Source organism: Pseudomonas fluorescens, assembly GCF_902497785.1.
In the GTDB taxonomy this organism is placed as follows: Bacteria; Pseudomonadota; Gammaproteobacteria; order Pseudomonadales; family Pseudomonadaceae; genus Aquipseudomonas; species Aquipseudomonas fluorescens_BO.
This window is the reverse complement of record NZ_CABVHK010000012.1, coordinates 1-25,658: the sequence shown is the minus strand read 5'-3', so window position 1 is coordinate 25,658 and position 25,658 is coordinate 1. Positions and strand designations below refer to the sequence as shown.

The window sequence follows — 25,658 nt, the reverse complement described above, 5'->3', positions numbered from 1 at the left end:
GACGGGGTTTGTTTTATTGGATGGGGTTGCTCATGAGTAAAGATTATAAGATTTGCACCTGCTGCATTATGGATACCTCAGATCCTAATGTAACTTTTGACGAGCGTGGGCGCTGCGACTATTGCCAGAATTTTGAATCAGTAATCGCTCCCAATTGGCACTTCGACCAGCGTGGCGAAAGCGAGCTGATGAAGATGGCCGAAAAAATCAAGGAAGACGGAAAAGACCGTGAATTTGATTGCATTATTGGATTAAGCGGTGGCCTGGACAGCTCTTATGTCAGCTACATCGCGAAGGAGAAAATGGGCTTACGGCCTCTGCTTTTTCACGTCGACGCTGGATGGAATACCGATCAGGCAGTAGGCAATATTGAGAAGTTGGTAGATGGTCTGAAACTGGATCTGTATACCGAAGTGATCAATTGGGAGGAGATGAAGGACCTCCAGGTCGCTTTTCTCAAATCTCAGGTATCGGATCAGGATTTGCCTCAGGATACTGCGTTTTTTTCAGCGCTATACAAGTTTGCCAAAGCACACAAGATCAAGTATGTGCTGACCGGCGGGAACTATTCGACAGAGTGCTGCCGAGAACCCGAGGAGTGGGGCGGTTATCCGGGCATCGACAAGTTGCTGATTAAGGATATCCACGCAAAATTCGGCAAAAGACCGTTAAAAAGTTTTCCCATTGTGGATATTCTTTTATACAAACTGTATTACCGCTACGTCTTAGGCATGAAAGTGGTAAAGCCTTTGAACCTGGTGCCCTATGTGAAGGCCGAAGCCGAGGAAACACTTGGAAGGCTCTTCGGTTGGAAAAAATTTCAGCATAAACATCACGAGTCTCGATTTACGCGTTTCTATGAAGATTACTGGATGCCGCGCAAGTTTGGTTACGAAAAACGCCGGGCGCATTTTTCCAGCTTGATCATGACCGGGCAGATGACTCGCGAGGCTGCACTTGAACGTATCGCCAAGCCGGAACTTGATGAGCAGTTTCTCAAATCCGAGTTCGAGTACGTTGCCAATAAACTTGATCTGACGGTGGATGAGCTTCAAGAAATTTTCGACGGTCCGAACAAAAAATGTCTTGATTACAACAACAAGCGTTTCATGATCGGAATTGGCTCCCGTGTGATGAGCGTGCTCGGGTTGGAGAGAAGGCTGTTCAGATGATTACAATCATTGATTACGGGTTGGGTAACATCCAGGCTTTCGTTAACGTTTATAAACGTTTACACATTCCCGTGTCGGTTGCCAAAGATGCGGAAAGTTTGATGGGTGCAACCAAACTGATTCTGCCAGGTGTCGGTGCTTTCGATCACGCGATGCAGCAACTCAATGATTCTGGCATGCGGCAAACACTGGATGATCTGGTTCTCAATCAGGGCGTTCCGGTCATCGGTATTTGCGTGGGAATGCAAATGCTCGCTGAATCCAGTGACGAAGGTAAATTACCGGGGTTGGGCTGGATTCCCGGGCGCGTGCGCAGTTTCAGCTCTGCCGAGCACCTCGCTGATTTGCCGCTGCCACATATGGGTTGGAATGACGTGTCACCGACCCCAGGCTGCCGGCTATTCGCCGATTTCGAAACGAACCCGCGATTCTATTTTCTTCACTCCTATTACTTTGAGTGTTTTCAACAGGAAAACATCGCTGCTACGGCTTCCTATGGGCTGGACTTCAGCTGTGCAGTGTCGATAGGCAATGTCTTCGGTGTGCAGTTCCATCCGGAAAAGAGTCACCATTATGGTGTGGCGCTTCTGAAGAATTTCGCGGAGTTGTGACATGTTGAGGCCAAGAATCATTCCCTGCCTCTTGATTCAGGACGGTGGGCTAGTGAAAACCGTTCGCTTTAAGGAGCCGAAGTACGTTGGTGATCCGATCAATGCGGTGAAGATTTTCAACGAAAAAGAAGCTGATGAACTGATCGTTCTTGATATTGATGCGACTGTTCAAGGGGCTGAGCCGGATTATCAACGTATTGCCAAATTGGCATCTGAGTGCCGCATGCCGCTGTGTTATGGCGGCGGTATTCGGACCGCGGCACAAGCTCAGAAAATAATTTCTCTCGGGGTAGAGAAAGTTGCGATCAGTTCGGCCGCGATTGATAACCCCAAACTCATCTCTCAAATTTCTGAAGAAATTGGTAGACAGAGCGTTGTCGTGGTACTTGACGTCAAGCAGCGACTGTTAACGCGCAGTTATGAGGTGTGGACTCACAACGGAACGCGCAATTCCAAGCGTGACGTTTTTCAGATGGCTGCAGAGGTTGAAAGGCTCGGGGCCGGTGAAATCGTCATCAACTCGATCGATAACGATGGACAGATGAAGGGCTATGACCTCCGGTTGGCCCTGAAGCTACGTCAGAGCGTGAGAATCCCGATCACCATTTTAGGTGGCGCCGGGTCATTGGCCGACATCGGCAAGGTCATAGAGACCTGCGGTGTCGTCGGAGTGGCTGCCGGTAGTCTTTTTGTGTTCAAAGGCACTTACAGGGCAGTTTTGATCAGCTACCCTGATACGTCACAAAAGGACGAGCTGATTTACTCAGCGCTGAAAGCTGTCAAATAATCATCGAATTACGCGCATTACTCTAGGGTCTAATATGTTCGGCGGAAAAACGCTCCTCATCACTGGTGGCACTGGCTCTTTCGGGAATGCTGTACTGAAACGCTTTCTTGACAGTGACATCGCTGAAATCCGCATCTTCAGTCGCGACGAGAAGAAGCAGGATGACATGCGCAAGCAATACTCCAACTCCAAGCTGAAGTTCTATATTGGTGATGTGCGTGATTACCAGAGCATTTTGAATGCGACTCGCGGGGTTGACTACATCTTCCACGCAGCTGCATTGAAGCAAGTGCCTTCATGTGAATTTCACCCGATGGAGGCCGTAAAGACGAACGTCATTGGCACTGAAAATGTGCTGGAGGCGGCTATCCAGAATGTGGTCAAGCGTGTGGTCTGCCTGAGCACTGACAAGGCTGTTTACCCGATCAATGCCATGGGGATTTCCAAGGCAATGATGGAAAAGGTAATGATTGCAAAGTCTCGGAATGTAGATGAAAAGAAGACAATCATCTGCGGAACTCGATACGGCAATGTCATGGCATCACGTGGATCTGTCATTCCATTGTTCATCGAGCAAATTCGCGCCGACAAGGCGTTGACACTCACCGATCCGAACATGACCCGTTTCATGATGACACTCTCTGACGCGGTCGACCTTGTTTTGTATGCGTTCGAGCATGGTAAAAATGGTGATCTGTTTGTCCAGAAGGCCCCCGCGGCGACAGTAGACACCTTGGCAAAAGCGCTCACACGGATGCTTGGTAAGCCAGATCATCCTATTCAAGTGATCGGCACCCGCCATGGCGAAAAACTGTATGAGGCCCTTCTAAGTCGTGAGGAAATGGCCTGTGCTGAAGACAAGGGTGACTATTACCGAGTGCCACCTGACCTGCGCGATCTGAATTATTCGAAGTTCGTCGAGGAAGGGGAGGAAAAGATTTCCACTACCGAGGATTATAACTCTCACAACACCGAACGATTGGATATCGAAGGCATGCAGAACCTGTTGCTGAAACTCGCATTTATGAAGGCCATCAAGCGTGGTGAGCACGCCGTACCTGAGGAGTGAATAGATGAGAGTCTTGATCACCGGGGCTAATGGCTTTGTAGGCAGGAATCTCGTTGCGCATTTGAGCGAACGAAAAGACGTTGAAGTCGTGACTTTTAATCGGGCCGATGATACCGCTCTTTTGCCTGAGTTAGTGTTTTCGGTGGACTTCGTTTTTCACCTGGCAGGTGTTAACCGACCCCCATCCGAGAGCGAGTTCAAAACGGGAAATACTGACCTCACTCTTGCGCTTTGTGACGCGATTAGAGCGAGTGGCAAACCTGTTCCGGTCCTTTACACATCCTCCATCCAGGCTGAACTGGACAATCCGTATGGCGTTAGCAAGCGTGGCGCAGAACAGGCTTTACTTGCGTTGAAAGATGAGATTGGCTCGAAAATATATCTTTTTCGGTTACCCAATGTTTTCGGGAAGTGGGCGCGACCTAACTATAACTCCGCAGTAGCGACGTTCTGCCACAATATCGTCAACGGTTTACCGATCACAATTAATGATCCGAATGCATTAATCACGCTTGTTTATATTGATGACGTTATTACTAAGTTTGTCGCGGCACTGGACCAGCAGGTGAGCGAAAATTCGTTTGTCGACGTCGAACCTTGCTACAGCATCAGCGTCGGTTCGCTGGCTAATCAGCTGGAAGAATTTTCCCAAAGCCGGGTCAATTTGGTGACGCAACCGGTTGGCCAGGGATTGGTCCGTGCACTTTATTCCACCTATGTAAGCTATCTGTCTACACAACAGTTTACCTACGAAGTACCCAAGCATGAAGACCCTCGCGGTGTCTTTGTCGAAATGCTGAAAACCAGCGATAGTGGGCAATTCTCTTATTTTACTGCTCATCCGGGCGTGACGCGCGGTGGGCACTATCATCATTCGAAGACTGAAAAATTCCTGGTCATAAAAGGCAAAGCCTGCTTTCGTTTTCGCCATATCGTGTCTGATGAGTTTTACGAGTTGGTTACCTGTGGTGAAAAACCAGTCATTGTGGAAACGGTGCCCGGATGGACCCACGATATTACTAATATTGGTGACGACGAGTTGATTGTCATGTTGTGGGCCAACGAGATATTTGACCGGCTGCATCCGGATACTTATGCTCGGCCGGTAGGGGTTGAAGCCTAATTGTCTTCGGAAGGAAGGGAATGTTTACCTGTGTCAGGGTTTGTTGCAGGTTAAATACCTATTGGTCACCTTGCTTGGTTTAGCCGTATTTGCATAGAGCGTTATAATGAAAAAATTAAAGGTATTGACTGTTGTTGGTACGCGTCCTGAAATCATTCGATTGTCTCGCGTTATTTCGCAATTGGACAAGACTTGTGATCATGTTCTAGTCCACACCGGGCAAAATTACGATTATGAATTGAACGAGATTTTTTTCCAGGATCTTGGCATTCGCAAACCCGATCATTTTCTCAACGCCGCGGGTCAGACGGGCGCAGAGACCATCGGTAATGTAATCATCGCAGTGGATCGGGTATTGGCGGAAGAAAGCCCCGAGGCGTTACTGGTGTTGGGAGACACTAACAGTTGCATGGCAGTCATCCCTGCCAAGCGCCGCAAGATACCGACCTTTCATATGGAAGCGGGTAATCGCTGCTTCGATATGCGAGTCCCCGAGGAGATCAACCGGAGGATCGTCGACCACACCGCTGATATCAACCTCACCTACAGCAGTATCGCGCGTGATTATCTGTTGAGGGAGGGACTGCCTCCGGACATGGTCATTAAAACCGGCAGCCCGATGTTTGAAGTGCTCCATCATTATCTCGATGGCATTGAAGCGTCAGACGTTTTAACTCGTCTAGGCCTCGAGGCGGGCAAGTTTTTTGTGGTCAGCGCACACCGTGAGGAAAATATTGATTCAGACAAAAATTTCCTCAAACTGGTCGATGTGCTCAATACGGTAGCTGCTGATTATGGCTTGCCGGTCATCGTGTCTACGCATCCTCGTACGCAAAAGCGAGTGGATGCCATGGGCATCGTTTTTCATCAAAACGTGCGGCTCTTGAAACCTTTGGGATTCAAGGACTACAACAAACTGCAACTCTCTTCTAAAGCGGTCTTGTCCGACAGCGGCACGATCAATGAAGAGTCTTCGATACTGAACTTCCCGGCGCTGAACATCCGGGAAGCGCATGAGCGCCCCGAAGGCATGGAAGAAGCAGCGGTGATGATGGTCGGACTCGAGGTCGACCGAGTCATACAGGGACTGCAGATATTGGAATCGCAGAGCCGTGGTGCTGATCGTACGTTGAGACTGGTGGCGGATTACAGCATGCCAAATGTTGCCGAAAAGGTGGTGCGTATCATCCACAGTTATCGCGACTATGTAATGCGTACGGTATGGCGTCAATACTGAGTGGGCGTAAGATTTAATGGATAAATCACTGAAGATTTTGGTGGTCAGTCAATATTTCTGGCCGGAAAACATGCGCATTAATAACCTGGTCGAAGGCTTTGTTGCAAAAGGCCATGAGGTGACGGTGCTGACCGGTTTCCCCAATTATCCTGAGGGGAAGATGTTCAAGGAATACGAAAGTGAACCCGAGAAGTTTTCTGAGTATTTCGGTGCCAAAATCTACCGAGTTCCGATGCTCGCACGCGGTAACCGTAGTATTTCACTCGCGCTTAATTACCTCTCATTTTTTGTCAGTGCTTCGATTGTCGGGGCCTGGAAGCTGCGTGGGCGCAAGTTTGACTCGATTTTTGTATATGCTGTATCGCCAATAATGGCGGCTATACCGGCATTGGTGATCGGAAGGTTGAAGAAGTCTCCGGTGTTTGTGTGGGTTCTTGATCTCTGGCCAGAAACGCTCAGTGCCGTTGGCATAATAAAGAATCCAAGGCTGTTATCCTTGGTCGGTAAAATGGTTTCATTCATTTACAACCGTACTGACTATCTATTGATGCAGTCGAAGTCATTTGATGAGAATGTCAGAAAGTACTGCACAACGTTTATTTCAGATGAACGTCTGGTCTATTTTCCCAGTTGGGCTGAGGACGATTTCTCGAGTGCGTCCAACGAAGAATCTGATCTTCTTCACTCTGATGACTCGGTTTTTACAGTGGTTTTTGCCGGAAACATTGGTGAGGCACAGGATTTCCCCGCCATTCTTGATGCGGCGGAGTCGGTCGGCAACGAAATTCCCGTTCGCTGGGTGATCGTGGGCGACGGTCGCGTCAGCGGTTGGCTGCATGACGAAGTTTCGGCGCGAGGGTTAACCAATATTATGCTCCTGGGGCGTCACTCGCTGGACAAGATGCCTCCATTGTTTGCCAAAGCCGACGCGTTACTCGTTTCGTTGAAGACGAACGAAGTCTTCGAAAAAACCATTCCCGGTAAGGTTCAGGCCTACCTGGCGTCAGGTAAGCCGATCATCGCCATGATCGATGGCGAGGCGGCTCGCGTGGTCAGCGAGTCTGGAGCGGGAATGGCCTGCCGCTCGGGAGATTCCCTGGCATTAGCAGACATCGTCCGAACGATGGCAGGGCTAAGCCCTCACCAGCGTGAAACCATGGGAGCGGCGGGCAGGGCGTTTTATATAAAGAATTTTTCAAAAGCCAGATTGTTTGATCGTCTGGAATTGCTATTTCGAACAGCCAGCCTGAGAAGGAACGAAAAACGATGAGCAGGATACTTTTAACGGGAGTGTCCGGCTTCGTGGGCGGGGCGATTCATGATCGACTTTTGAAGGATAATGTCGGGCCATTGACGGCGGCGCTGCGACAGCCCTTGCCAGCGCTGGCCACCTCGACGATGCAAACGCTGGTATCTGCTTTGGACGGCGACACCGACTGGACCGAGGCTCTGGCTGGGGTTGGTGTCGTTGTTCACAGTGCCGCCCGGGTACATGTGATGAATGATACCTCCGAGGATCCGCTCACGGAGTTTCGTCGGATTAATGTTGCCGGAACACTCAACCTCGCGACACAAGCAGCAAAAGCGGGGGTGCGGCGGTTTGTCTACGTAAGTTCGATCAAGGTCAACGGAGAAGGAACTGTGCTCGGCTCCCCTTTTTTTGCTGACGCAGTGCCGGGGCCCGTTGATCCTTACGGCGTTTCAAAAATGGAAGCCGAACAAGCGCTGCGTTTACTCGCTGACCGAACCGGGATGGAGGTGGTGATCGTGCGTCCTCCCCTGGTCTATGGGCCGGGCGTAAAAGCCAACTTTCTCAATATGATGCGATGGTTGAAAAAGGGCATACCGTTACCTTTTGGCTCAATACACAACCGGCGTAGCCTTGTCGCACTGGATAACCTTGTCGATTTGATTGTTGTATGTATCGATCACCCTGCAGCGGCGAACCAGACCTTCCTGGTGAGCGATGGCGAGGATCTTTCTACTTCCGAGTTGTTGCGCAGGATGGGCAAAGCATTGGGGGCGCCTGCCCGCTTGCTGCCGGTTCCGAGCTGGATGCTGGAAACGGGGGCCGCGGTATTGGGCAAAAAAGATCTTTCCCAAAGGTTATGTGGTTCGCTTCAAGTCGACATCACCAAGAACCGTGAGCTTTTGGGCTGGGAGCCTCCTAACAACGTAGACCAGTCCTTGATGGTTACGGCCCGGCATTTTTTGAAAAGCAGTGCGTAAATCCATCGACGTTGAATTCTTCGTCATAAATAAAGTTGGCGGGTTACGGCCTCTTTTTTCAAGGGCATGACTGGTCAGCTCGGTCATGTTCTTCTGCTTCAGGAATAGAATCGTTGATTACAATTTGGTGGCTGTTTGCAGCGGTTGCGGTAGCTTCGCTCGTGATGACGTGGTTGCTGCGTCGTTACGCGATTGCCAGCAGTTTGATGGATATGCCCAACGTCCGCAGTTCCCATTCTGTGCCGACACCCCGCGGTGGCGGGGTGGCCATAGTGCTCAGTTTTTTGATCGCGATCCCTTTATTAGCGTTTTGGGGCGCACTTCACTGGGCAGGCGCATGGGCGATTTTGGGCTCGGGATTGCTGGTAGCTACTGTAGGTTTTCTTGATGATCACGGGCATATAGCGGCCCGATGGCGGTTGCTGGCGCACTTTAGTGCCGCAGCCTGGGCCCTCGCCTGGATGGGCGGCATGCCGCCCATCCAGGTAGCAGGAGAAGTATTTGATCTGAGTTGGGTAGGACACATCCTGGCAGGTATCTATCTGGTATGGATGCTCAACCTCTACAACTTCATGGATGGCATTGATGGAATCGCCAGCGTCGAAGCCGTGTGCGCATGCCTTGGCGCGTGCCTGGTTTATTGGCTGACGGGGCAACAAGAATTGATGATTGCTCCTTTGTTGCTGGTGATGGCGGTGATCGGATTTCTCTATTGGAACTTTCCTCCCGCCCGGATTTTCATGGGTGACGCCGGCAGTGGGTTTCTCGGGTTGATTCTCGCCATCCTGTCCTTGCAAGCCGCATGGATCGATCCAGGTTTTCTGTGGGTATGGCTGATTCTGTTAGGTGTTTTCATTGTCGATGCGACATTCACGCTGGGGCGACGTTTGTTGCGGGGCGACAAAGTGTATGAGGCGCATCGTAGTCACGCCTATCAGTTCGCCTCGCGTGTGTACGGACGCCATTTGCCTGTCACCCTGACCGTCGTGGCAATCAACGTATTTTGGTTGATTCCTGTGGCCGTGTGTGTTGCCTGGTGGCAAATGGATGGTGTATTGGGGCTGATAGTGGCTTATGTACCGCTGATTGCGTTGGCGATCAAATTTCATGCCGGGGAGCTTGAAAAACCGTAATGATCAGGCCCGTTCCGGGCTATTTTCTGTTGTTGATTTCTCGAGCGTAGAGTGACGCTGCTGTACACTCTGGAAATGGAACAGGTCTAGGAGTTGCCGCGGTGCATAAAGGGTTTATGGATAAGCTAAGAACAAACATGTTGGGTTTGCCGAGACGCTACAAGCGTGCGCTTCAGGTAGTTACCGATGTTGTCTTAGTCTGGCTTGCCCTGTGGTTGGCATTTTTGGTCCGTCTCGGAATCGAAGATGCCGCCGGACCTGTCGAAACTCATCCTTGGCTTTTCATCGCTGCTCCTATCGTTGCCATTCCAATCTTCATTCGTTTTGGTATGTATCGTGCCGTGATGCGTTACTTTGGCAACGATGCACTCATCGCGATTTCCAAGGCCGTTAGCCTGTCATCTTTACTGCTGGCGCTGGTCGTATTCTGGTATAGCAATCACACGGTAATGGTGCCTCGCTCAATCGTTTTCAACTATTGGTGGTTGAGCTTGATCATGATTGGCGGGTTGCGTTTAATCATGCGCCAGTACTTTCTGGGGGACTGGTTTGCTGCCTCATTGCATGTACCTTTCTACAATCGAGACAACGGCCTTCCGCGTGTAGCCATATACGGTGCTGGCGCTGCCGGCAACCAGTTGGTAGCGGCCTTGCGCATGGGGCGAGTGATGCGGCCTGTCGCGTTTATCGATGATGACAACAACATTGCTGATCGCGTGATTGCCGGGTTGCAAGTTTATAAGCCCAAGCATATCCAGGACATGATCGACGCCACCGGGGCAGAAGAGGTCCTGCTGGCAATTCCTTCCTCTAATCGTGGCCGTCGGCGGGAAGTACTGGGTTTCCTGGAGCAATTTCCGTTACATGTGCGTAGCGTCCCCGGTTTTATGGACCTGGCAAGCGGACGGGTGAAAGTTGATGACATTCAGGAGGTTGATATCGCCGATTTGTTGGGGCGCGATGCCGTCCCGGCGCAGGCGGACCTGCTGGAGCATTGTATTACCGGAAAAAATGTACTGGTGACTGGCGCGGGGGGATCAATCGGGTCGGAACTCTGTCGCCAAATCTTGTCGTTGAAACCCACATCCCTCCTTTTGTTCGAGCACAGCGAATTCAACCTGTACTCGATCCTGTCAGAACTCGAGCAACGGGTTCAGAGAGAGTCGCTGTCCACACGACTGCTGCCTATTCTGGGGTCTGTGCGCAATCAAGAAAAGCTCCGGGATGTCATGACGACCTGGCGGATCGACACTGTTTATCACGCGGCAGCTTATAAACATGTTCCTATGGTGGAACACAATATTGCTGAAGGCATATTAAACAACGTAATAGGGACTCTGAGTACTGCGCAGGCTGCTTTACAAGTCGGCGTTGCGAACTTCGTGTTGATCTCTACCGATAAGGCGGTTCGTCCAACCAATGTCATGGGGAGTACCAAGCGTCTTGCCGAACTGACGTTGCAAGCATTGAGTAACGAAGTCGCTCCGGTATTTTTCGGTGATACAGCTCATATTTCGCGAATGAACAAGACCCGGTTCACCATGGTTCGCTTTGGTAATGTTTTAGGATCCTCTGGTTCGGTCATTCCCCTTTTCCACAAACAGATTAAATCGGGTGGACCCTTGACCGTCACCCATCCAAGAATCACTCGTTATTTCATGACCATCCCTGAAGCAGCGCAGTTGGTTATTCAAGCCGGCTCAATGGGGCGGGGCGGCGACGTGTTTGTGTTGGACATGGGTGAACCGGTTCGTATTGTCGAACTGGCGGAGAAGATGATCCATCTATCGGGTTTGAGTGTTCGTTCTGAAAAGAATCCGCAGGGTGATATTTCCATCGAATTTACGGGTTTGCGCCCGGGCGAGAAGTTGTACGAGGAGTTGTTGATTGGGGACAATGTCGAAGCCACCCAGCACCCCATGATCATGAGCGCTAACGAGGATTCGTTGCCTTGGGATGTGCTGAAGCTCCGCTTGAGTGAATTGCTGAACGCCGTTGAGCAGGATGAATATGCTCGAGTGCGCCAAATTCTGCGCGAAACCGTCAGTGGCTACACGCCCGATGGCGAAATTGTCGACTGGATTTACCAGCAACGTCGCCTGGAACCCTGATTGTTTCACATCCTGCAATAGACACATTTTTGACAGTTCCCAAACATCACCTAAATTTGGGAAGCAGCTTCGGAAAAGCTGCTTCCCCAATTGATGTCATGGAGCTTCATCATGCGTACTGGTTATTTCTACTCTCTGGTTTTCGCCCTGCTCACCAGCACCTCTATCGCCGCAATCGCCGCGCCGACGGCCAAGTTAGAGGCCGGCAATGCCCCACTTGCGATGGAGGCGGTACCCAAGCTTCAATCGGACAAAGTCGATTTGAATCAGGCGGACGCCCCGACCTTGCAGCGAGAATTGGCGGGAGTGGGGGAAGCCAAGGCCAAGGCTATTGTTGCTTATCGGGAAAGCAATGGGCCTTTTGCATCGATAGACGAGTTGTTGGAAGTGAAAGGAATCGGGAAGGCGATATTGGATAAAAATCGCGAGAAAATTGAAGCGAACTAAGCAGTAAATAGTGATAGAAGGCCGGCAGCTGCCGGCTTTCTATCCAATCAAAACCCAGACAATATTTACAGCAACCTAAAAACTCGTCGACTCAAAGCTAGCGCAACGCCTAGAGATAAACCAAGTAAAAGGCCAAAACCGACGATGAGAGTTTTCCTTGGTTTGACCGGCGACTGAGGTTCGGACGCAGGTTTATCAATACGCACCAGCTCAAGTTGATCGAAGTTGATTGTCAGATTTTTCAATCGTGCGAGATCTGCACGACTGTCCACAAACCCTTTGACGAACAACTCTGGATTTTCACGCCCTTTCAGGGCTCCCGCTTCGCGGTTAGTGGCCAAAAGGCTGAGTTCTTTTTGAATTTGGTCAATACGGGGTTCGGTGAAATCATCCGAGCGACGAGAAACCAGAGTCGAGCGTTCCGCTTCAAGAGCTAACTGACCCATGAAGTAAAGTGGAATTTGCTGGTTATTAACTTCGGTGCGCACTGTGTTGCCTTCTCTACTGCTCCCCATGTCTGCCAGGGATGAGGGCGTGGAAGGTTTTGCAATACCCAGTTGTTTGGCAATCCCGATAGCTTCATCAAGCTCCTTGATACGGTTTTGCCTGCGCGTTTGCAGCTGTTGACGCAACGCTTTCAATTCGTCCTGTAGCCTTTGCTTTTTAATTTCATCCTTCTCAAGAAGGTGAGCTATATCTGCGCTCGTATTAGCCTCGTAAGCCGCCTTCTGGGAATCGAGATTTTTCTCTATCCTGTCGATCCGGTTGGCAATCAAGGTCCTCAAGTTGGATTCGATTTTATCTTTTTCACTGGTGACTACAAATGCGGTGAAGGCATTTACGAGACCCACGCCGTCAATACCCTTCGGATATTTTAAAGTCAGATCAATGGTGTCCGACAGGCGTGCGCTCTTTTTTGAGTCACTCTGCGTAACGCTGAAAGCGCTTCTGTTGAACGATTCAAACGCCTGCTCTATGGAACTGCCCGGTCCGCGAAAGGGTGCCAGGTACTGCGGGTAAGCCGTGAAAAACTTCAGCCTGACATCATAAGACTCCATGGCGGAGCCGATTCGCTGTAATGCTTCCAGTGGGCTTATTCTGTAGAGGCCAGATTCGTTGAGCTCATCAAGGTCGGTAATTCCTACCGGCCTCATGGATGTGCTGATTTCGTATTCCGGGGTGACAAGTGATGCATAGGTAAGCGCCGCAGCAAATCCAATACCAGTAAACAGTAGAACGACAGCTCGCTGCTTCCAGATGCTTTGTACCACTTCCCTGATTTCAATCTCGTCGAGTTTATTGTCATGCAATATTTTGGCTGGAGTATTCATCGCTCGCTCAAACTTATAGACACTTTAACCAAACGTGCCTGGGGCATAGTCGTAATATTTAGTTGGGAAATACATCGACATACATTCCATTTTTGCGCATTGAGCGTTACACCGCAAGGGCGAAGCGGCCTCTATCTACCGAAATAGACACCTTCGCTGACTTCAAGAAGCTCGTTGAGCGTTACACAAATCCACGTGTTCTCGCGCGCGCATTGACTATGCTTAAACCGATTGATTTTTTGAATGCTGTTTCCTTTGCAGAAAACGGGCTAGCAACGAATCGTGTTGACGTGTCTCGAGGAAGGATGAATGCCCCGCCGTCTATCGGAATGAAAAATTACGAGTATAATATTTAAATTAAATTGTGCCTATAATCTATGCGCCCCTCCCAATTCGATGGAGTCAGGCCTACAGGGTTTCCCACCTCTCAGGAGTACTGTATGAATTCTGTCCAAAATCAAGGTACAGCCCTCGTTACCGGTGCTTCTGCCGGCATCGGCGCCGTTTACGCGGAGCGATTGGCGAAGCGCGGTTTTGATTTGTTGCTGGTCGCGCGCGACGAGCAACGCCTGGAGGCTGCGGCGAGAAAACTGCGCACCGAGCATGGCATTCAGGTCGAGGTGCTCAAGGTGGATCTCACGCAAAAGGATGACGTACTGAAGCTGGAGCAGCGCCTGCGCAGCGATTCAAGTATCACACTCTTACTGAACAACGCCGGTGTCGCAGCGGATGGTTTGCTGGCCAACTCGGACATGGACCAGCTGGAAAAGCTCATCCGGCTCAACGTCACCACTGTCACACGTTTGGCCTCAGCGGCGGCCGCCAGTTTCGCCAAGGCCGGCCGAGGCACGATCATCAACATAGCCTCAGTAGTTGCACTGTTTCCGGAACGCTTCAACGCGACTTACAGCGCCAGCAAGGCGTATGTGTTGAGTCTCACGCAGTCGTTGAACGCCGAACTTGAAGGCACCGGTGTGAAAGTGCAGGTGGTGTTGCCAGGCGTCACACGCACTGAAATCTGGGAACGTGCAGGGATGGACCTCAAGCAGATTCCGGCTGACATGGCCATGGACGCAGGCGACATGGTCGATGCGGCGTTGTCGGGTCTGGATCAGGGGGAGTTGGTCACCATTCCGTCTTTGCCGAATGCCTCCGAATGGGATGCGTTCGTCGCGGCACGTCATGTAATGGCACCGAATCTTTCCAAAAGCAAAGCCGCCTCGCGGTATAAGTGAGTCGCCATCCATTGGCTTGAGGTAATTGCGGTATGAGTGATCGTCGAGTGGTTGTAACGGGCATGGGTTTGGTCTCGCCGCTAGGTAGCGGCGTCGAAGCCGTCTGGGCACGTCTGTTGGCTGGAAAGTCCGGCATCAGGTGTTTGCCGGACGACGTTGTGGCTGATCTGCCAGCAAAGGTCGGAGGCTCAGTCCCGACACTGGCCGACGATGCCGAGGCAGGTTTTGACCCGGACCGGGCGACGCCACCCAAAGAACAGAAGAAGATGGACCGCTTCATTCTGTTCGCCATGGAAGCGGCGCGGCAGGCGCTTGAGCAAGCCGGTTGGCAGGCGCAAACCGCCGATGTTCAGGAGCGTACGGCGACCATTATCGGCTCGGGTGTCGGAGGCTTCGGTGCGATTGCCGACGCGGTGCGTACTACGGATAGTCGCGGTCCGCGGCGTTTGTCTCCTTTCACCATTCCATCCTTTCTGGTCAACCTGGCCGCGGGTCATGTGTCGATCCAGCACGGTTTCAAGGGCCCCTTGGGTGCCCCGGTAACAGCATGCGCAGCCGGTGTTCAGGCAATTGGCGATGCGGCGCGGCTGATTCGTTGTGGCGAAGCAGACATTGCGGTATGCGGCGGCGCCGAAGCGGCGATCGATCGTGTCAGTCTCGCCGGTTTTGCCGCAGCTCGCGCCTTGTCCAGTGGTTACAACGAAACGCCAGAGCGTGCGTCGCGGCCGTTCGACAGTGGGCGCGATGGCTTTGTGATGGGCGAGGGCGCCGGGCTTCTGGTGATCGAGTCCCTGGAGCATGCATTGGCTCGTGGCGCGCAACCGCTGGCGGAACTGGTCGGTTACGGCACCAGCGCGGATGCTTATCACCTGACGGCTGGACCGGAGGATGGCAGCGGTGCGCGACGGGCTATGTCTTTGGCGTTGGCTCAAGGGGGTATTTCACCGGCACAAGTGCAGCATCTCAATGCTCACGCCACGTCGACGCCGGTCGGTGATTTGGGGGAGCTGGCAGCGATCAAGTCGCTGTTCGGCACCGATAACGCGATTGCGGTGACGTCGACAAAGTCTGCTACCGGGCATCTGCTCGGCGCGGCGGGCGGGATCGAGGCGATCTTCACCCTGTTGGCGATTCGCGATCAGGTCGTGCCGGCCACCCTCAACTTCGATAACCCGGACCCGGCGGCGCAAGGTGTGGACATTGTCCACGGTCAGGCGCGACCGATGGCCATCGAGTACGCACTGTCCAATGGCTTTGGTTTCGGCGGGGTCAATGCCAGCGTGTTGTTCAAGCGTTGGCAGGGTTAGTCCCGAGGCCGTTTTAGAAATTCGCGTGTAACGTCGAGAATACGCTGGGCCAGCTTTGGGCTCTCGACACTGCGCGACAGCAACAACGCCCCGACCAGTGCGGACATGATAAAGACGCTCTGGTCGGCGGCATTCTCTCCTTGCAGAGTGCCTTGTATCTGTTCGAGCCGTGCGTAAAGGACCCCATCGGACGTCGGGCTTGGCTGGCCGCGAAGGCCGAGTTCTGATGACATTGTCGGCAGTGGGCAACCCTCATCAGGTGACGTCTGGTGCCATTCGGACAAATAGGCGTCGATGAACGTTTCCAGCGGGTGCTCTTGAGCGAACAGCTCGGCACACACCACATCTACCTGATCACCCGCCGCCTGCAGCGCTTTTTCTACCAGCTCATCCTTGGACTTGAAGTGCGAGTAAAAGCCGCCGTGGGTCAAACCCAGCGCTTTCATTAAAGGTTGCAGGCCAGTTGCGCCAATTCCGTCACGGCGAAATCGCGCCGATGCTTCCTTGATGATGCGTTGATGGGTCTGGGCTTTGTGGTCCTGCGAGTAGCGCATCTTGGGTCTCCGCAACAATGCCCCATCTTAACCATTGCAAATGGGATGGTGACTGTACTTCTACTTCTAAAAAGCATGCAGATGCGTCCTATCCTTCATCGCGCGTCATGTGAACTGGCACGGATAGTGATTACGTATTGGCGAAAGATTGTTGAGCAATCAATGGAGAATCGCCCATGTACAAAAACTATCCAGCGGCCTATCAAGTCAGCAAAGGCTCAGCCTTGCAGGTGGACAAAGCCTTCTACGAGCGGATCCGCGATACCCGGGACGGGCGCACGTTGATCGAGCAGTTCGAAGTGCCGATCCGCACCGGTCGCGCCTGGAAAGTCCCGGCCGGGCAAGTGTTCAGAGTGACGACGCCTGTGGGACCGCAAGTTGGGGATTTCAATGTCTGGAATGCCAACGACCCGCGGGAACGGTTGTGGGCGGCGCGCACCCGGCAATTGCAGGGCGCGCACGTCAGCACTCACGACCGGCTCTGGTCGAACCTGCCTTTTTTACGGCCGCTGGTGACCATCACCGATGACAGCCTGGCCGGGTATGGAATTGACGAACACGGCGGTCGCTTGCACGACTTGCTCGGCACTCGCTGCGATCCCTACGTGAACAAAATGCTGACTGGCGAAGATTTCCATCATCACTGCCACTCCAACCTGACCCGTGCGGTGTTGCCCCACGGCCTGACCGAATTTGACGTGCACGATGTGCTGAACATTTTCCAGTGCACAGGCCTCAACCACGACGACATGTACTTCATGAAAGCCTGTCCGGCGCAGAAGGGCGACTACCTGGAGTTTTTTGCCGAAATCGATTTGCTGTGTGCGCTGTCGACCTGTCCCGGCGGCGATTTGTCGCTGGCCATGTGGGGGCCGGATGCGCAGGACCCGCTCAGCGTGTGTCGCCCGCTCGGAGTGGAGATTTATCGTCTGGAGGATTCGTTGCTTGAAGGCTGGAGCCAGCCTGAGCGTGCGGCGTACAAGGGCTTGCATGGCCTGCACATCGCCAAGGCGGATTGGGAAAAGTAACCGCGAAAAGATCGCAGCCTTCGGCAGCTCCTACAAGGGTAATCCCGTAGGAGCTGCCGAAGGGCGATCTTTTCATTTTTGGATTCAGCGGTCCTGCGCATCCTTGGCATCCGCTTGCGCATTGCGCTCAGCGACGCGCTTGCGTTGCTCATCCGTCAGTTCGACCTTGTTCGCGGTGTCGCGCAACATCATCAAACCGCCAACGATCGAGCCGATTGCAACGACCAGAATCAACCAGGCATACCAGGGCATAGAGGCTCTCCTTGAGGGCAGGCCGATTGGCGGTGTTCGCCAATCGATCGTGCATACCACTTTGAGCGATTCATTTTCGCAGTGGTTCCATTCTATGCCTGATATGTCAGCAACACTTCGGCTGTTTACAACCCGGTCAACATCGCATCCGCCGGCGCATCGGCACGCAACTGCGCGGTCAACATGAAGTACACAAAACCCACTGCCATGAAGCCCAGGAAGATCAACCCTATCAAGCTGTTGAACCAGGCCATCGCCACCAGGCACACCATCGCCAGCACCAGCGCAATGAGTGGCACCAGTGGGTAGCACGGCGCACGAAAAGTGCGCTCCAGGTTCGGTTCGGATTTGCGCAGTTTGAACAGGCTGAGCATGCTCATGATGTACATCACAATGGCGCCGAACACGGCCATGGTGATCATAGCTGCGGTCAATGTCATGCCGCCGAGGTTGATCAATCCGTCACTGTAGATGGCCGCAATGCCGATGACGCCACCGGCGATGATCGCTCGGTGCGGGGTTTGGAAACGTGACAATTTGGCCAGTGACGCCGGCAGGTAACCGGCGCGGGCGAGGGCGAAGAACTGCCGCGAGTAGCCGAGGATGATGCCGTGGAAACTCGCCACCAGCCCGAACAGGCCGATCCACACCAGCATGTGCAACCAGCCCGAGCTTTCGCCGACCACGGTTTTCATCGCTTGCGGCAACGGGTCGTTGATGTTCGACAACGTGCGCCAGTCGCCCACGCCACCGGCAAAGAACATCACGCCCATCGCCAATAGCACCAGCGTCAGGATGCCGCTGATATACGCCTTCGGAATCGTGCGTTTCGGGTCCTTCGCTTCCTCGGCGGCCATGGCAGCGCCTTCGATTGCGAGGAAAAACCAGATGGCGAAGGGGATCGCCGCGAACATCCCGGCAATGGCCGGCGCGCCGAACACGTCGGAACCGGCCCAGCCGTTCAGGGCAAAGTTGCTGAAGCTGAACGCCGGGGCGACCACGCCCATGAACACCAGCAATTCGGCGACGGCCAGCACGCAGACGACCAGCTCGAACGTGGCGGCAAGTTTCACCCCGAGGATGTTCAGGCCCATGAACACGATATAAGCGCCGACAGCCGCGTGTTTCGGGTCAAGTGCCGGGAATTGCACGTTCAGATACGCGCCAATCGCCAAGGCAATCGCCGGCGGGGCGAAGACGAATTCGATCAGGGTCGCGAGCCCGGCAATCAATCCGCCTTTCTCGCCAAAGGCGCGACGGCTGTAGGCAAAGGGACCACCGGCGTGGGGAATGGCGGTGGTCAGCTCGGTGAAACTGAAGATGAAACAGGTGTACATCGTGGCGACCATGAACGACGTCACCAGGAAACCCAGCGTGCCGGCCACGCCCCAGCCGTAGCTCCAGCCGAAGTACTCACCGGAAATCACCAGCCCGACCGCAATGCCCCACAGGTGCAGCGTGCCCAGCGTGGGTTTGAGTTGTGTGTTCATGCGTTTGCTCCCTGAACGGTTTGGACAGCTCGGGGAGGGCGTGTGCAGTGGGCGTGCCAGTGTCTGGATTGGGGTCGTAAAGCGTAAGCAAGCGTCGTATCGAGGATGTTTGGCGTGGGTACTTCACAGAGAGGTGCGCCAGTTGGGGGCGTTGTTGCCAGCAATGCCGCCTTCGCGGGCAAGCCCGCTCCCACAGGTTTTTGGGGTATCCAGGTAAACGCATTCCACTGTGGGAGCGGGCTTGCCCGCGATGAGGCCAGTCCGGACACCGTGTAACGCCTGCATAAACCCACTCTTTACGCTTTCTTTATGCCCCGTCACGCCCCTCGCTCTCGTTCCTTTACAGCCTCCCTGTCGACAATGGCTGCACACGCGGCAATACGCCGTAACACGGAGAATTTCCATGAGCGTTCTGGACGGGGTGTCACTGCTGTTGGCAGTGGGGCTGTTCATTTATCTGCTGGTTGCGCTGTTACGCGCGGACCGGAACTAGGAGCGGCTATGCACAGTTATGACTATTGGCTGATCCTCGCCTTCTTCGCCGTGGTGCTGATCCCGGCACCGTTTCTCGGGCGCTTTTACTACAAGGTGATGGAGGGCCAGCGCACCTGGCTATCGCCGATCCTCGGCCCGGTCGAGCGCGGCTGTTATCGGGTGGCCGGCGTCGATCCGCAAGACGAACAGAGCTGGCAGAAATACACCCTGGCGCTGCTTGCCTTCAACCTCGCGGGTTTCCTGCTGTTGTTCGCGATCCTGTTGTTTCAGGATCACTTGCCGCTCAATCCGCAACACTTGCCCGGTCAGGAATGGACGCAAGCGTTCAACACTGCCGTCAGCTTTATGACCAATACCAACTGGCAGTCCTACAGTGGCGAAGCGACCCTGAGCTACCTGAGTCAGATGGCCGGCCTCACCGTGCAGAACTTTGTCAGTGCCGCCACCGGCCTCGCCGTGCTGGTTGCCTTGTGTCGCGGTATCGGTCGCAAATCGAGTAAAACCCTGGGCAACTTCTGGGTCGACATGACCCGCGCCACCCTCTACGGCCTGCTGCCGCTGTGCCTGCTGCTGGCGCTGTATCTGGTCTGGCAGGGCGTGCCGCAAACCTTCGCGCAGTATGTGAATGCCGTGACGATGCAGGGCGTCGATCAGGTCATCCCGCTCGGCCCGGCCGCCAGCCAGATTGCGATCAAGCAATTGGGCACCAACGGTGGTGGTTTCTTCGGCGTCAACTCGGCGCACCCGTTCGAGAACCCGACGGCGTGGAGCAACCTGTTTGAAGTCGGCTCGATCATTCTGATCCCGGTTGCCCTCGTGTTCACTTTCGGCCACTACGTGAAAGACCTGCGCCAGAGCCGCGCGATCATCGCCTGCATGCTGGCGCTGTTCCTGATCGGTGGCGCGACCTCGTTGTGGGCCGAATACCAACCGAACCCGACCCTGAACAACGTCGCCGTCGAACAGACCGCGCCGCTGGAAGGCAAGGAAGCACGCTTCGGCACCACCGCCACCGTGCTCTGGTCGGTGACCACCACCGCGGCGTCCAACGGTTCGGTCAACGGCATGCACGACAGCCTCAACCCGCTGAGCGGCATGGTCGCGATGGTCAACATGATGGTCGGCGAAGTGATCTTCGGCGGTGTCGGCGCCGGGCTCTACGGCATGTTGCTCAACGTGTTGATCGCGGTGTTCCTCGCCGGCCTGATGATCGGCCGCACGCCGGAATACCTCGGCAAAAAACTGCAAGCCAAGGAAGTGCAATTGCTGGTGCTGACCTTGATGGTCATGCCGATTGGCGTGCTGGTGCTCGGCGCGATCGCCGCAAGCCTGCCCGGCCCGGTAGCAGCGGTGAGCAACCCTGGCCCCCACGGTTTCAGTCAGTTGCTCTACGCCTACACCTCGGCCAGTGCCAACAACGGTTCTGCGTTCGGCGGCTTTGGCGCCAACACGCCGTTCCACAACCTGATGCTCGGTCTGGGCATGTTGATCGGACGCTTCGGCTACATCCTCCCGGTGCTGGCATTGGCCGGCAGCCTGGCGATGAAGAAAACCGCGCCGATTGGCCAGAACAGTTTTCCGACCCACGGCCCGCTGTTCGTGACGTTGCTGACCGTGACCATTTTGCTGGTGGGTGGTTTGACCTTTCTGCCAACGTTGGCGCTGGGTCCGATTGCTGAACATCTGAGCTTGGGCTTCTGAGGATCAATGATGAATATGCCCGTAGTTAAACCGGTTGCCGTGAAGGCACCGGAACAACCTAAAACCGCAATCTCCGCCCTTTGGCGCCCGGCGCTGGTGCAAGCCTTCGTCAAGCTCGACCCACGGCAATTGCAACGTGCGCCGGTGATGCTGGTGGTCGAACTGACCGCGGTCCTGACCACCGTTTTGTGCTTCATTCCCGACAGCGCCGTGCCGACCTTCGTCGCTGCGCAAATCGCGTTGTGGCTGTGGTTCACCGTGCTCTTCGCCAACTTCGCCGAAGCCTTGGCCGAAGGTCGCGGCAAGGCCCGTGCCGACAGCCTCAAGGCGGGCAGCGAAGGCTTGAGCGCCCGCCGCAAAACCAGCACCGGCGCCTATCAAGTGGTGCCGGCCACCAGCCTGCGCAAGGGCGACGTGGTCCGTGTCGAAGCGGGGGAGATGATCCCCGGTGACGGCGAGGTCATCGAAGGCATTGCGGCGGTCAACGAAGCGGCGATTACCGGCGAATCCGCGCCGGTGATCCGCGAGTCCGGCGGCGACCGTTCGGCCGTCACCGGCAATACCCGGCTGGTCTCGGACTGGTTGCTGGTGCGCATCACTGCTGATCCCGGCGAGTCGACCCTCGACCGCATGATCGCGCTGGTCGAAGGCGCCAAACGCCAGAAAACCCCGAACGAAGTGGCGCTCGACATCCTGCTGATCGGCCTGACGCTAATCTTCCTGCTGGTGGTCGTGACCCTGCAACCTTTCGCCCACTTCGCCAACGGCAGCCTGCCGCTGGTGTTCCTGGTGGCGTTATTGGTCACGCTGATTCCGACCACTATCGGTGGCTTGCTCTCCGCCATCGGTATCGCCGGGATGGACCGTCTGGTGCGCCTTAATGTGATCGCCAAGTCCGGTCGCGCTGTGGAAGCGGCCGGGGATGTGCATGTTCTGCTGCTGGACAAGACCGGCACCATCACCTTCGGCAATCGTCGCTGCACCGCGGTGTATGCCGCGCCGGGTGTGACGGCGCAGGAACTGGCCGAGGGCGCCTTGTTCGCCTCGCTGGCCGATGACACGGCGGAAGGCAAGTCCATTGTCGACTACCTGCGCGGTCTTCACCCGCAACCCGAGCCCGCCCGCGAAACCCTGACGGCGGTGCCGTTCAGTGCTGAAACCCGACTGTCCGGTGTCGATTGGCAGGGTCGCGTGTATCGCAAGGGCGCAGTGGATTCGTTGCTGGCGTTCGTTGGCTTGAAGCGTGCTGATCTTGCCCCGGTTTTGTCCCGTGAAATCGACAAGATCGCCCAGAGTGGCGGCACGCCGTTGCTGGTTTGCGCCGACGGTAAATTGCTCGGCGCGATCCATCTCAAGGACGTGGTCAAGCCCGGCATTCGCGAGCGTTTCGCCGAGTTGCGCAAACTGGGGATTCGCACGGTCATGGTCACCGGCGACAACCCGCTGACCGCCGCGGCGATTGCGGCCGAGGCGGGCGTCGATGATGTGCTGGCCGAAGCCACGCCGGAGAAAAAACTCGCGCGTATTCGCCATGAGCAGAACGACGGGCGCCTGGTCGCGATGTGCGGCGACGGCGCCAACGACGCCCCGGCATTGGCCCAGGCCGACGTCGGCATGGCGATGAATGACGGCACGCAAGCGGCGCGCGAAGCGGCGAACATGGTCGACCTCGACAGCGACCCGACCAAGCTGCTGGACGTGGTGCAGATCGGCAAGGAATTGCTGGTGACCCGCGGTGCGCTGACGACCTTTTCCATCGCTAACGACATCGCCAAATACTTCGCCATCCTGCCGGCGCTGTTCGCCTCGATTTATCCGCAACTGGGCGTGCTCAACGTGATGCAGTTGAGCAGTCCGCAGAGCGCGATTCTGTCGGCCATCGTGTTCAACGCCTTGATCATTGTGGTGCTGATTCCACTGGCCTTGCGCGGTGTGCGCGTGCAGGCGGCGAGTGCGGCGGCGTTGCTGCGACGCAATCTGCTGATCTATGGGCTGGGCGGGATTCTGGTGCCGTTCGTGGGCATCAAGGCGATCGACATGCTGCTGACGGCGTTGCATCTGGTTTAAGCACACACACACTCATCCACACCCACTGTAGGAGCTAGCTTGCTCGCGATGAACGCTAACGATAACGCGCCCATCCTGAATCAACGCGGCGCTTTCAAATTCATCGCGAGCAAGCTCGCTCCTACAATTCGAGGATTTTGAAATGTCCACAATGATTCGTCCGGCCCTGAGCCTTTTGGTGCTGATGACCCTGATCACCGGCGTCGCCTATCCTTTGGTGGTCACCGGCGTCGCTCAGGTCGCGTTTCCCGATCAAGCCAACGGCAGCCTGGTCCACGACGCCGACGGCAAGGTTCGTGGCTCGTCGCTGATTGCCCAGGATTTCGTCGGCGATGCCTGGTTCCATCCACGCCCCTCCGCCGGTGCTTTTGCCACGGTGTCGAGCGGTGCCAGCAACCTGTCGCCGAGCAACCCGGCGCTGGCCACGCGGGTGATCGACGACGCCCACAAACTGCGGGTGCCGGGGCAGGGGCCGGTGCCGTTGGCGCTGTTGACAACGTCGGGCAGCGGCCTCGATCCACACTTGCCACCGGCAGCGATTACCTATCAACTGGCGCGTGTCGCGGCGGCGCGGAATGTGCCGGTGTCGACGCTGCAACAACTGTTGGATGCGCACACTGAACAACCGCTCGTGGGCCCACCAGTGGTGAATGTGTTCGCGCTGAATATGGCCCTGGAAAACCTGTAGATCAAAAGATCGCAGGCTTCGCCAGCTCCTACTGGGCGTCCGCAATCCATCGTAGGAGCTGCCGAAGGCTGCGATCTTTTAAAGCAAAACCCCATCCAACGTCGAACAAGGCATTGACCCATGAGCAACTCCGGCCGCGCCGACGCGCTGTTAGCTGACCTGCCCCGCGACGGCCGTGGCCGGCTCAAGGTTTTCCTTGGCGCCGCGCCCGGTGTCGGCAAGACCTACGCCATGCTGCAGGCCGCCCATACCCAGTTGCGCCAAGGCGTAAAAGTCATCGCCGGTGTGGTCGAGACCCATGGCCGCGCCGAGACCGAAGCACTGCTCGGCGGCTTGCCGCAGCAACCGTTGGTACGCTCGGAATACCGTGGCGTGATGCTCGAAGAAATGGACCTCGACGGCCTGATCAAAGCCAAGCCGAAACTGGTGCTGGTGGATGAACTGGCGCACAGCAACGCCCCCGGCAGCCGTCACGCCAAACGCTGGCAAGACATCCAGGAATTGCTCGCCGCCGGCATCGACGTGTTCACCACGGTCAACGTCCAGCACCTCGAAAGTCTCAACGATCAGGTGCGCGGGATCACCGGCGTGCAGGTCCGCGAAACCCTGCCGGACTGGGTGCTGCAAGAAGCCTACGAATTGCTGCTGATCGACCTGCCACCGCGCGAACTGCTCGAGCGTCTGCGCGACGGCAAAGTCTATGTGCCGGAGCAGGCCAGGGCGGCGATCGATGCATTCTTCACCCAGACCAACCTCACCGCCCTGCGTGAACTGGCGATGCAAACCGCTGCGGCCCAGGTCGATAACGATCTGGCCCAGGGTTATCGCCAGCTCGGGCAGGCCGCGCCGGCGGTGCGTGGTCGGCTGCTGGTCGGCGTCGATGGCGACGCCCAGGCCGAGCGGCTGGTGCGTCATGCCAGCCGCGTCGCTCAGCGTCGGCATTTGCCGTGGAGTCTGGTGCACGTCGACAACGGCAGCGTGCGCGACGAGCAGTCGCGTTTGCGTCTGCAAAGTGCTCAGCAACTGGCGGAACGCCTCGGTGGCGAAGTGGTGTTGTTGCGCGCCGGCGAAGTCGCGAAAACCCTGATCCAGCACGCCGCCGAACGCCGCGCCAGTCTGGTGCTGGTCGGTCAGTCGCGCCAGCGTCTGCGCCGCAGAGTGTTCGGCGGAGGTCTTGCATCACGCCTGCTGCGCGATGCGCGCGGCCTGGAAATCAACGTCCTCGACAGCGATCACGAACAGCATCAACCGCGCCAGCGCGCGACTCATTCGCTGGTGTGGTTCGACTATGCGCTGGCGCTGATGGCGACACTTTTGGCCAGTGCCCTGGCCTGGGCAGTGGCGAGTGTTTTACCGCTGCCGAACATCTCGCTGGTGTTCCTCGCTGCCGTGTTGCTGGTGGCGGTGCGCAGCAGTCTCGGCCCGGCGCTGGCCTGTGCGGCGCTGTCGTTTCTGACCTATGACTTTCTGTTCATTCCGCCGAATTTCTCCTTCAGCATTCAGCGCGAAGAAGACGTGTTGACCTTGCTGTTTTTCCTGCTGATGGCCGCGCTCACCGGCAACCTCGCGGCGCGTCAGCGGCGACAATTGC

23 protein-coding genes are annotated in these 25,658 nt (G+C 55.4%); 19 read left to right on the top strand and 4 right to left on the bottom strand.

What is annotated here, in order from left to right:
• Positions 1-32: 32 nt before the first annotated feature.
• The 11 genes from F8N62_RS18475 (at position 33) to F8N62_RS18425 (ending at position 11,919) form a co-directional block, all read left to right on the top strand.
• Positions 33-1,172 (top strand): N-acetyl sugar amidotransferase, encoded by a 1,140-nt coding sequence (locus F8N62_RS18475; RefSeq protein WP_150712020.1) that lies wholly within the window; start codon positions 33-35, stop codon positions 1,170-1,172.
• On the top strand, positions 1,169-1,783 hold the full coding sequence (gene hisH, locus F8N62_RS18470; RefSeq protein ID WP_150712019.1) for an imidazole glycerol phosphate synthase subunit HisH: 615 nt from the start codon (positions 1,169-1,171) through the stop codon (positions 1,781-1,783). The genes F8N62_RS18475 and hisH overlap by 4 nt, the downstream gene beginning before the upstream one ends.
• A gap of 1 nt (position 1,784) precedes the next feature.
• A complete protein-coding gene (locus tag F8N62_RS18465) occupies positions 1,785-2,570 on the top strand; it encodes an AglZ/HisF2 family acetamidino modification protein (RefSeq protein ID WP_150712018.1) in 786 nt (261 codons plus the stop codon).
• Between the two features lie 34 nt (positions 2,571-2,604).
• Entirely contained in the window at positions 2,605-3,639 is a 1,035-nt protein-coding gene (locus tag F8N62_RS18460; protein ID WP_150712017.1) for a polysaccharide biosynthesis protein, read from the top strand.
• A 4-nt stretch (positions 3,640-3,643) separates the two neighbouring features.
• Entirely contained in the window at positions 3,644-4,762 is a 1,119-nt protein-coding gene (gene wbjC, locus F8N62_RS18455; RefSeq protein ID WP_150712016.1) for a UDP-2-acetamido-2,6-beta-L-arabino-hexul-4-ose reductase, read from the top strand.
• Positions 4,763-4,868: 106 nt separating this feature from the next.
• A complete protein-coding gene (wecB, locus tag F8N62_RS18450) occupies positions 4,869-5,999 on the top strand; it encodes a non-hydrolyzing UDP-N-acetylglucosamine 2-epimerase (protein WP_150712015.1) in 1,131 nt (376 codons plus the stop codon).
• A 16-nt stretch (positions 6,000-6,015) separates the two neighbouring features.
• Positions 6,016-7,269 (top strand): glycosyltransferase family 4 protein, encoded by a 1,254-nt coding sequence (locus tag F8N62_RS18445; protein ID WP_150712014.1) that lies wholly within the window; start codon positions 6,016-6,018, stop codon positions 7,267-7,269.
• Complete coding sequence (locus tag F8N62_RS18440; protein WP_150712013.1) at positions 7,266-8,228, top strand: UDP-glucose 4-epimerase family protein; 963 nt, start codon at positions 7,266-7,268, stop codon at positions 8,226-8,228. Before F8N62_RS18445 ends, F8N62_RS18440 begins: the two co-directional genes overlap by 4 nt.
• A gap of 116 nt (positions 8,229-8,344) precedes the next feature.
• Positions 8,345-9,361 carry an MraY family glycosyltransferase gene (locus F8N62_RS18435; protein ID WP_191632400.1) on the top strand — a complete coding sequence of 339 codons (1,017 nt, stop codon included), beginning with the start codon at positions 8,345-8,347 and terminating at the stop codon, positions 9,359-9,361.
• A 116-nt stretch (positions 9,362-9,477) separates the two neighbouring features.
• Positions 9,478-11,472 carry a polysaccharide biosynthesis protein gene (locus F8N62_RS18430; RefSeq protein ID WP_150712206.1) on the top strand — a complete coding sequence of 665 codons (1,995 nt, stop codon included), beginning with the start codon at positions 9,478-9,480 and terminating at the stop codon, positions 11,470-11,472.
• Positions 11,473-11,583: 111 nt separating this feature from the next.
• Positions 11,584-11,919, top strand: a complete 336-nt coding sequence (locus tag F8N62_RS18425; protein ID WP_150712012.1) for a ComEA family DNA-binding protein — start codon at positions 11,584-11,586, stop codon at positions 11,917-11,919.
• A gap of 65 nt (positions 11,920-11,984) precedes the next feature.
• Here F8N62_RS18425 and F8N62_RS18420 read toward each other — a convergent pair whose 3' ends face one another.
• Positions 11,985-13,250: a GNVR domain-containing protein gene (locus tag F8N62_RS18420; RefSeq protein WP_150712011.1), complete on the bottom strand. Its 1,266-nt coding sequence runs from the start codon at positions 13,248-13,250 to the stop codon at positions 11,985-11,987.
• Positions 13,251-13,690: 440 nt separating this feature from the next.
• Here F8N62_RS18420 and F8N62_RS18415 point away from each other — a divergent pair, with 440 nt between their 5' ends.
• Positions 13,691-14,485, top strand: coding sequence for an SDR family NAD(P)-dependent oxidoreductase (locus tag F8N62_RS18415; RefSeq protein ID WP_150712010.1), 795 nt, complete (start codon positions 13,691-13,693; stop codon positions 14,483-14,485).
• Between the two features lie 32 nt (positions 14,486-14,517).
• Positions 14,518-15,792 carry a beta-ketoacyl-ACP synthase II gene (fabF, locus tag F8N62_RS18410; protein WP_150712009.1) on the top strand — a complete coding sequence of 425 codons (1,275 nt, stop codon included), beginning with the start codon at positions 14,518-14,520 and terminating at the stop codon, positions 15,790-15,792.
• On the opposite strand, the gene F8N62_RS18405 is transcribed toward fabF, so the two are convergent.
• Complete coding sequence (locus F8N62_RS18405; RefSeq protein WP_150712008.1) at positions 15,789-16,346, bottom strand: TetR/AcrR family transcriptional regulator; 558 nt, start codon at positions 16,344-16,346, stop codon at positions 15,789-15,791. The genes fabF and F8N62_RS18405 overlap by 4 nt on opposite strands.
• A gap of 176 nt (positions 16,347-16,522) precedes the next feature.
• Here F8N62_RS18405 and F8N62_RS18400 point away from each other — a divergent pair, with 176 nt between their 5' ends.
• Positions 16,523-17,374: an urea carboxylase-associated family protein gene (locus F8N62_RS18400; protein WP_150712007.1), complete on the top strand. Its 852-nt coding sequence runs from the start codon at positions 16,523-16,525 to the stop codon at positions 17,372-17,374.
• 84 nt (positions 17,375-17,458) lie between these two features.
• On the opposite strand, the gene F8N62_RS18395 is transcribed toward F8N62_RS18400, so the two are convergent.
• Positions 17,459-17,626 (bottom strand): DUF2897 family protein, encoded by a 168-nt coding sequence (locus tag F8N62_RS18395; RefSeq protein WP_017337332.1) that lies wholly within the window; start codon positions 17,624-17,626, stop codon positions 17,459-17,461.
• Positions 17,627-17,751: 125 nt separating this feature from the next.
• Positions 17,752-19,116: an ethanolamine permease gene (eat, locus tag F8N62_RS18390; RefSeq protein ID WP_150712006.1), complete on the bottom strand. Its 1,365-nt coding sequence runs from the start codon at positions 19,114-19,116 to the stop codon at positions 17,752-17,754.
• Between the two features lie 403 nt (positions 19,117-19,519).
• Here eat and kdpF point away from each other — a divergent pair, with 403 nt between their 5' ends.
• The 5 genes from kdpF to F8N62_RS18365 all read left to right on the top strand — a co-directional run.
• Positions 19,520-19,609, top strand: a complete 90-nt coding sequence (gene kdpF, locus F8N62_RS18385) for a K(+)-transporting ATPase subunit F (protein ID WP_007899818.1) — start codon at positions 19,520-19,522, stop codon at positions 19,607-19,609.
• Between the two features lie 8 nt (positions 19,610-19,617).
• Positions 19,618-21,312, top strand: a complete 1,695-nt coding sequence (gene kdpA / locus F8N62_RS18380) for a potassium-transporting ATPase subunit KdpA (protein ID WP_150712005.1) — start codon at positions 19,618-19,620, stop codon at positions 21,310-21,312.
• Positions 21,313-21,321: 9 nt separating this feature from the next.
• The gene (gene kdpB / locus F8N62_RS18375; RefSeq protein WP_150712004.1) at positions 21,322-23,379 is read left to right on the top strand and encodes a potassium-transporting ATPase subunit KdpB; all 2,058 of its coding nucleotides are present in this window, start codon (positions 21,322-21,324) and stop codon (positions 23,377-23,379) included.
• A gap of 142 nt (positions 23,380-23,521) precedes the next feature.
• The gene (gene kdpC, locus F8N62_RS18370; RefSeq protein WP_150712003.1) at positions 23,522-24,067 is read left to right on the top strand and encodes a potassium-transporting ATPase subunit KdpC; all 546 of its coding nucleotides are present in this window, start codon (positions 23,522-23,524) and stop codon (positions 24,065-24,067) included.
• A 120-nt stretch (positions 24,068-24,187) separates the two neighbouring features.
• A partial coding sequence (locus tag F8N62_RS18365; protein ID WP_150712002.1) for a DUF4118 domain-containing protein occupies positions 24,188-25,658 on the top strand: 1,471 nt, incomplete at its 3' end.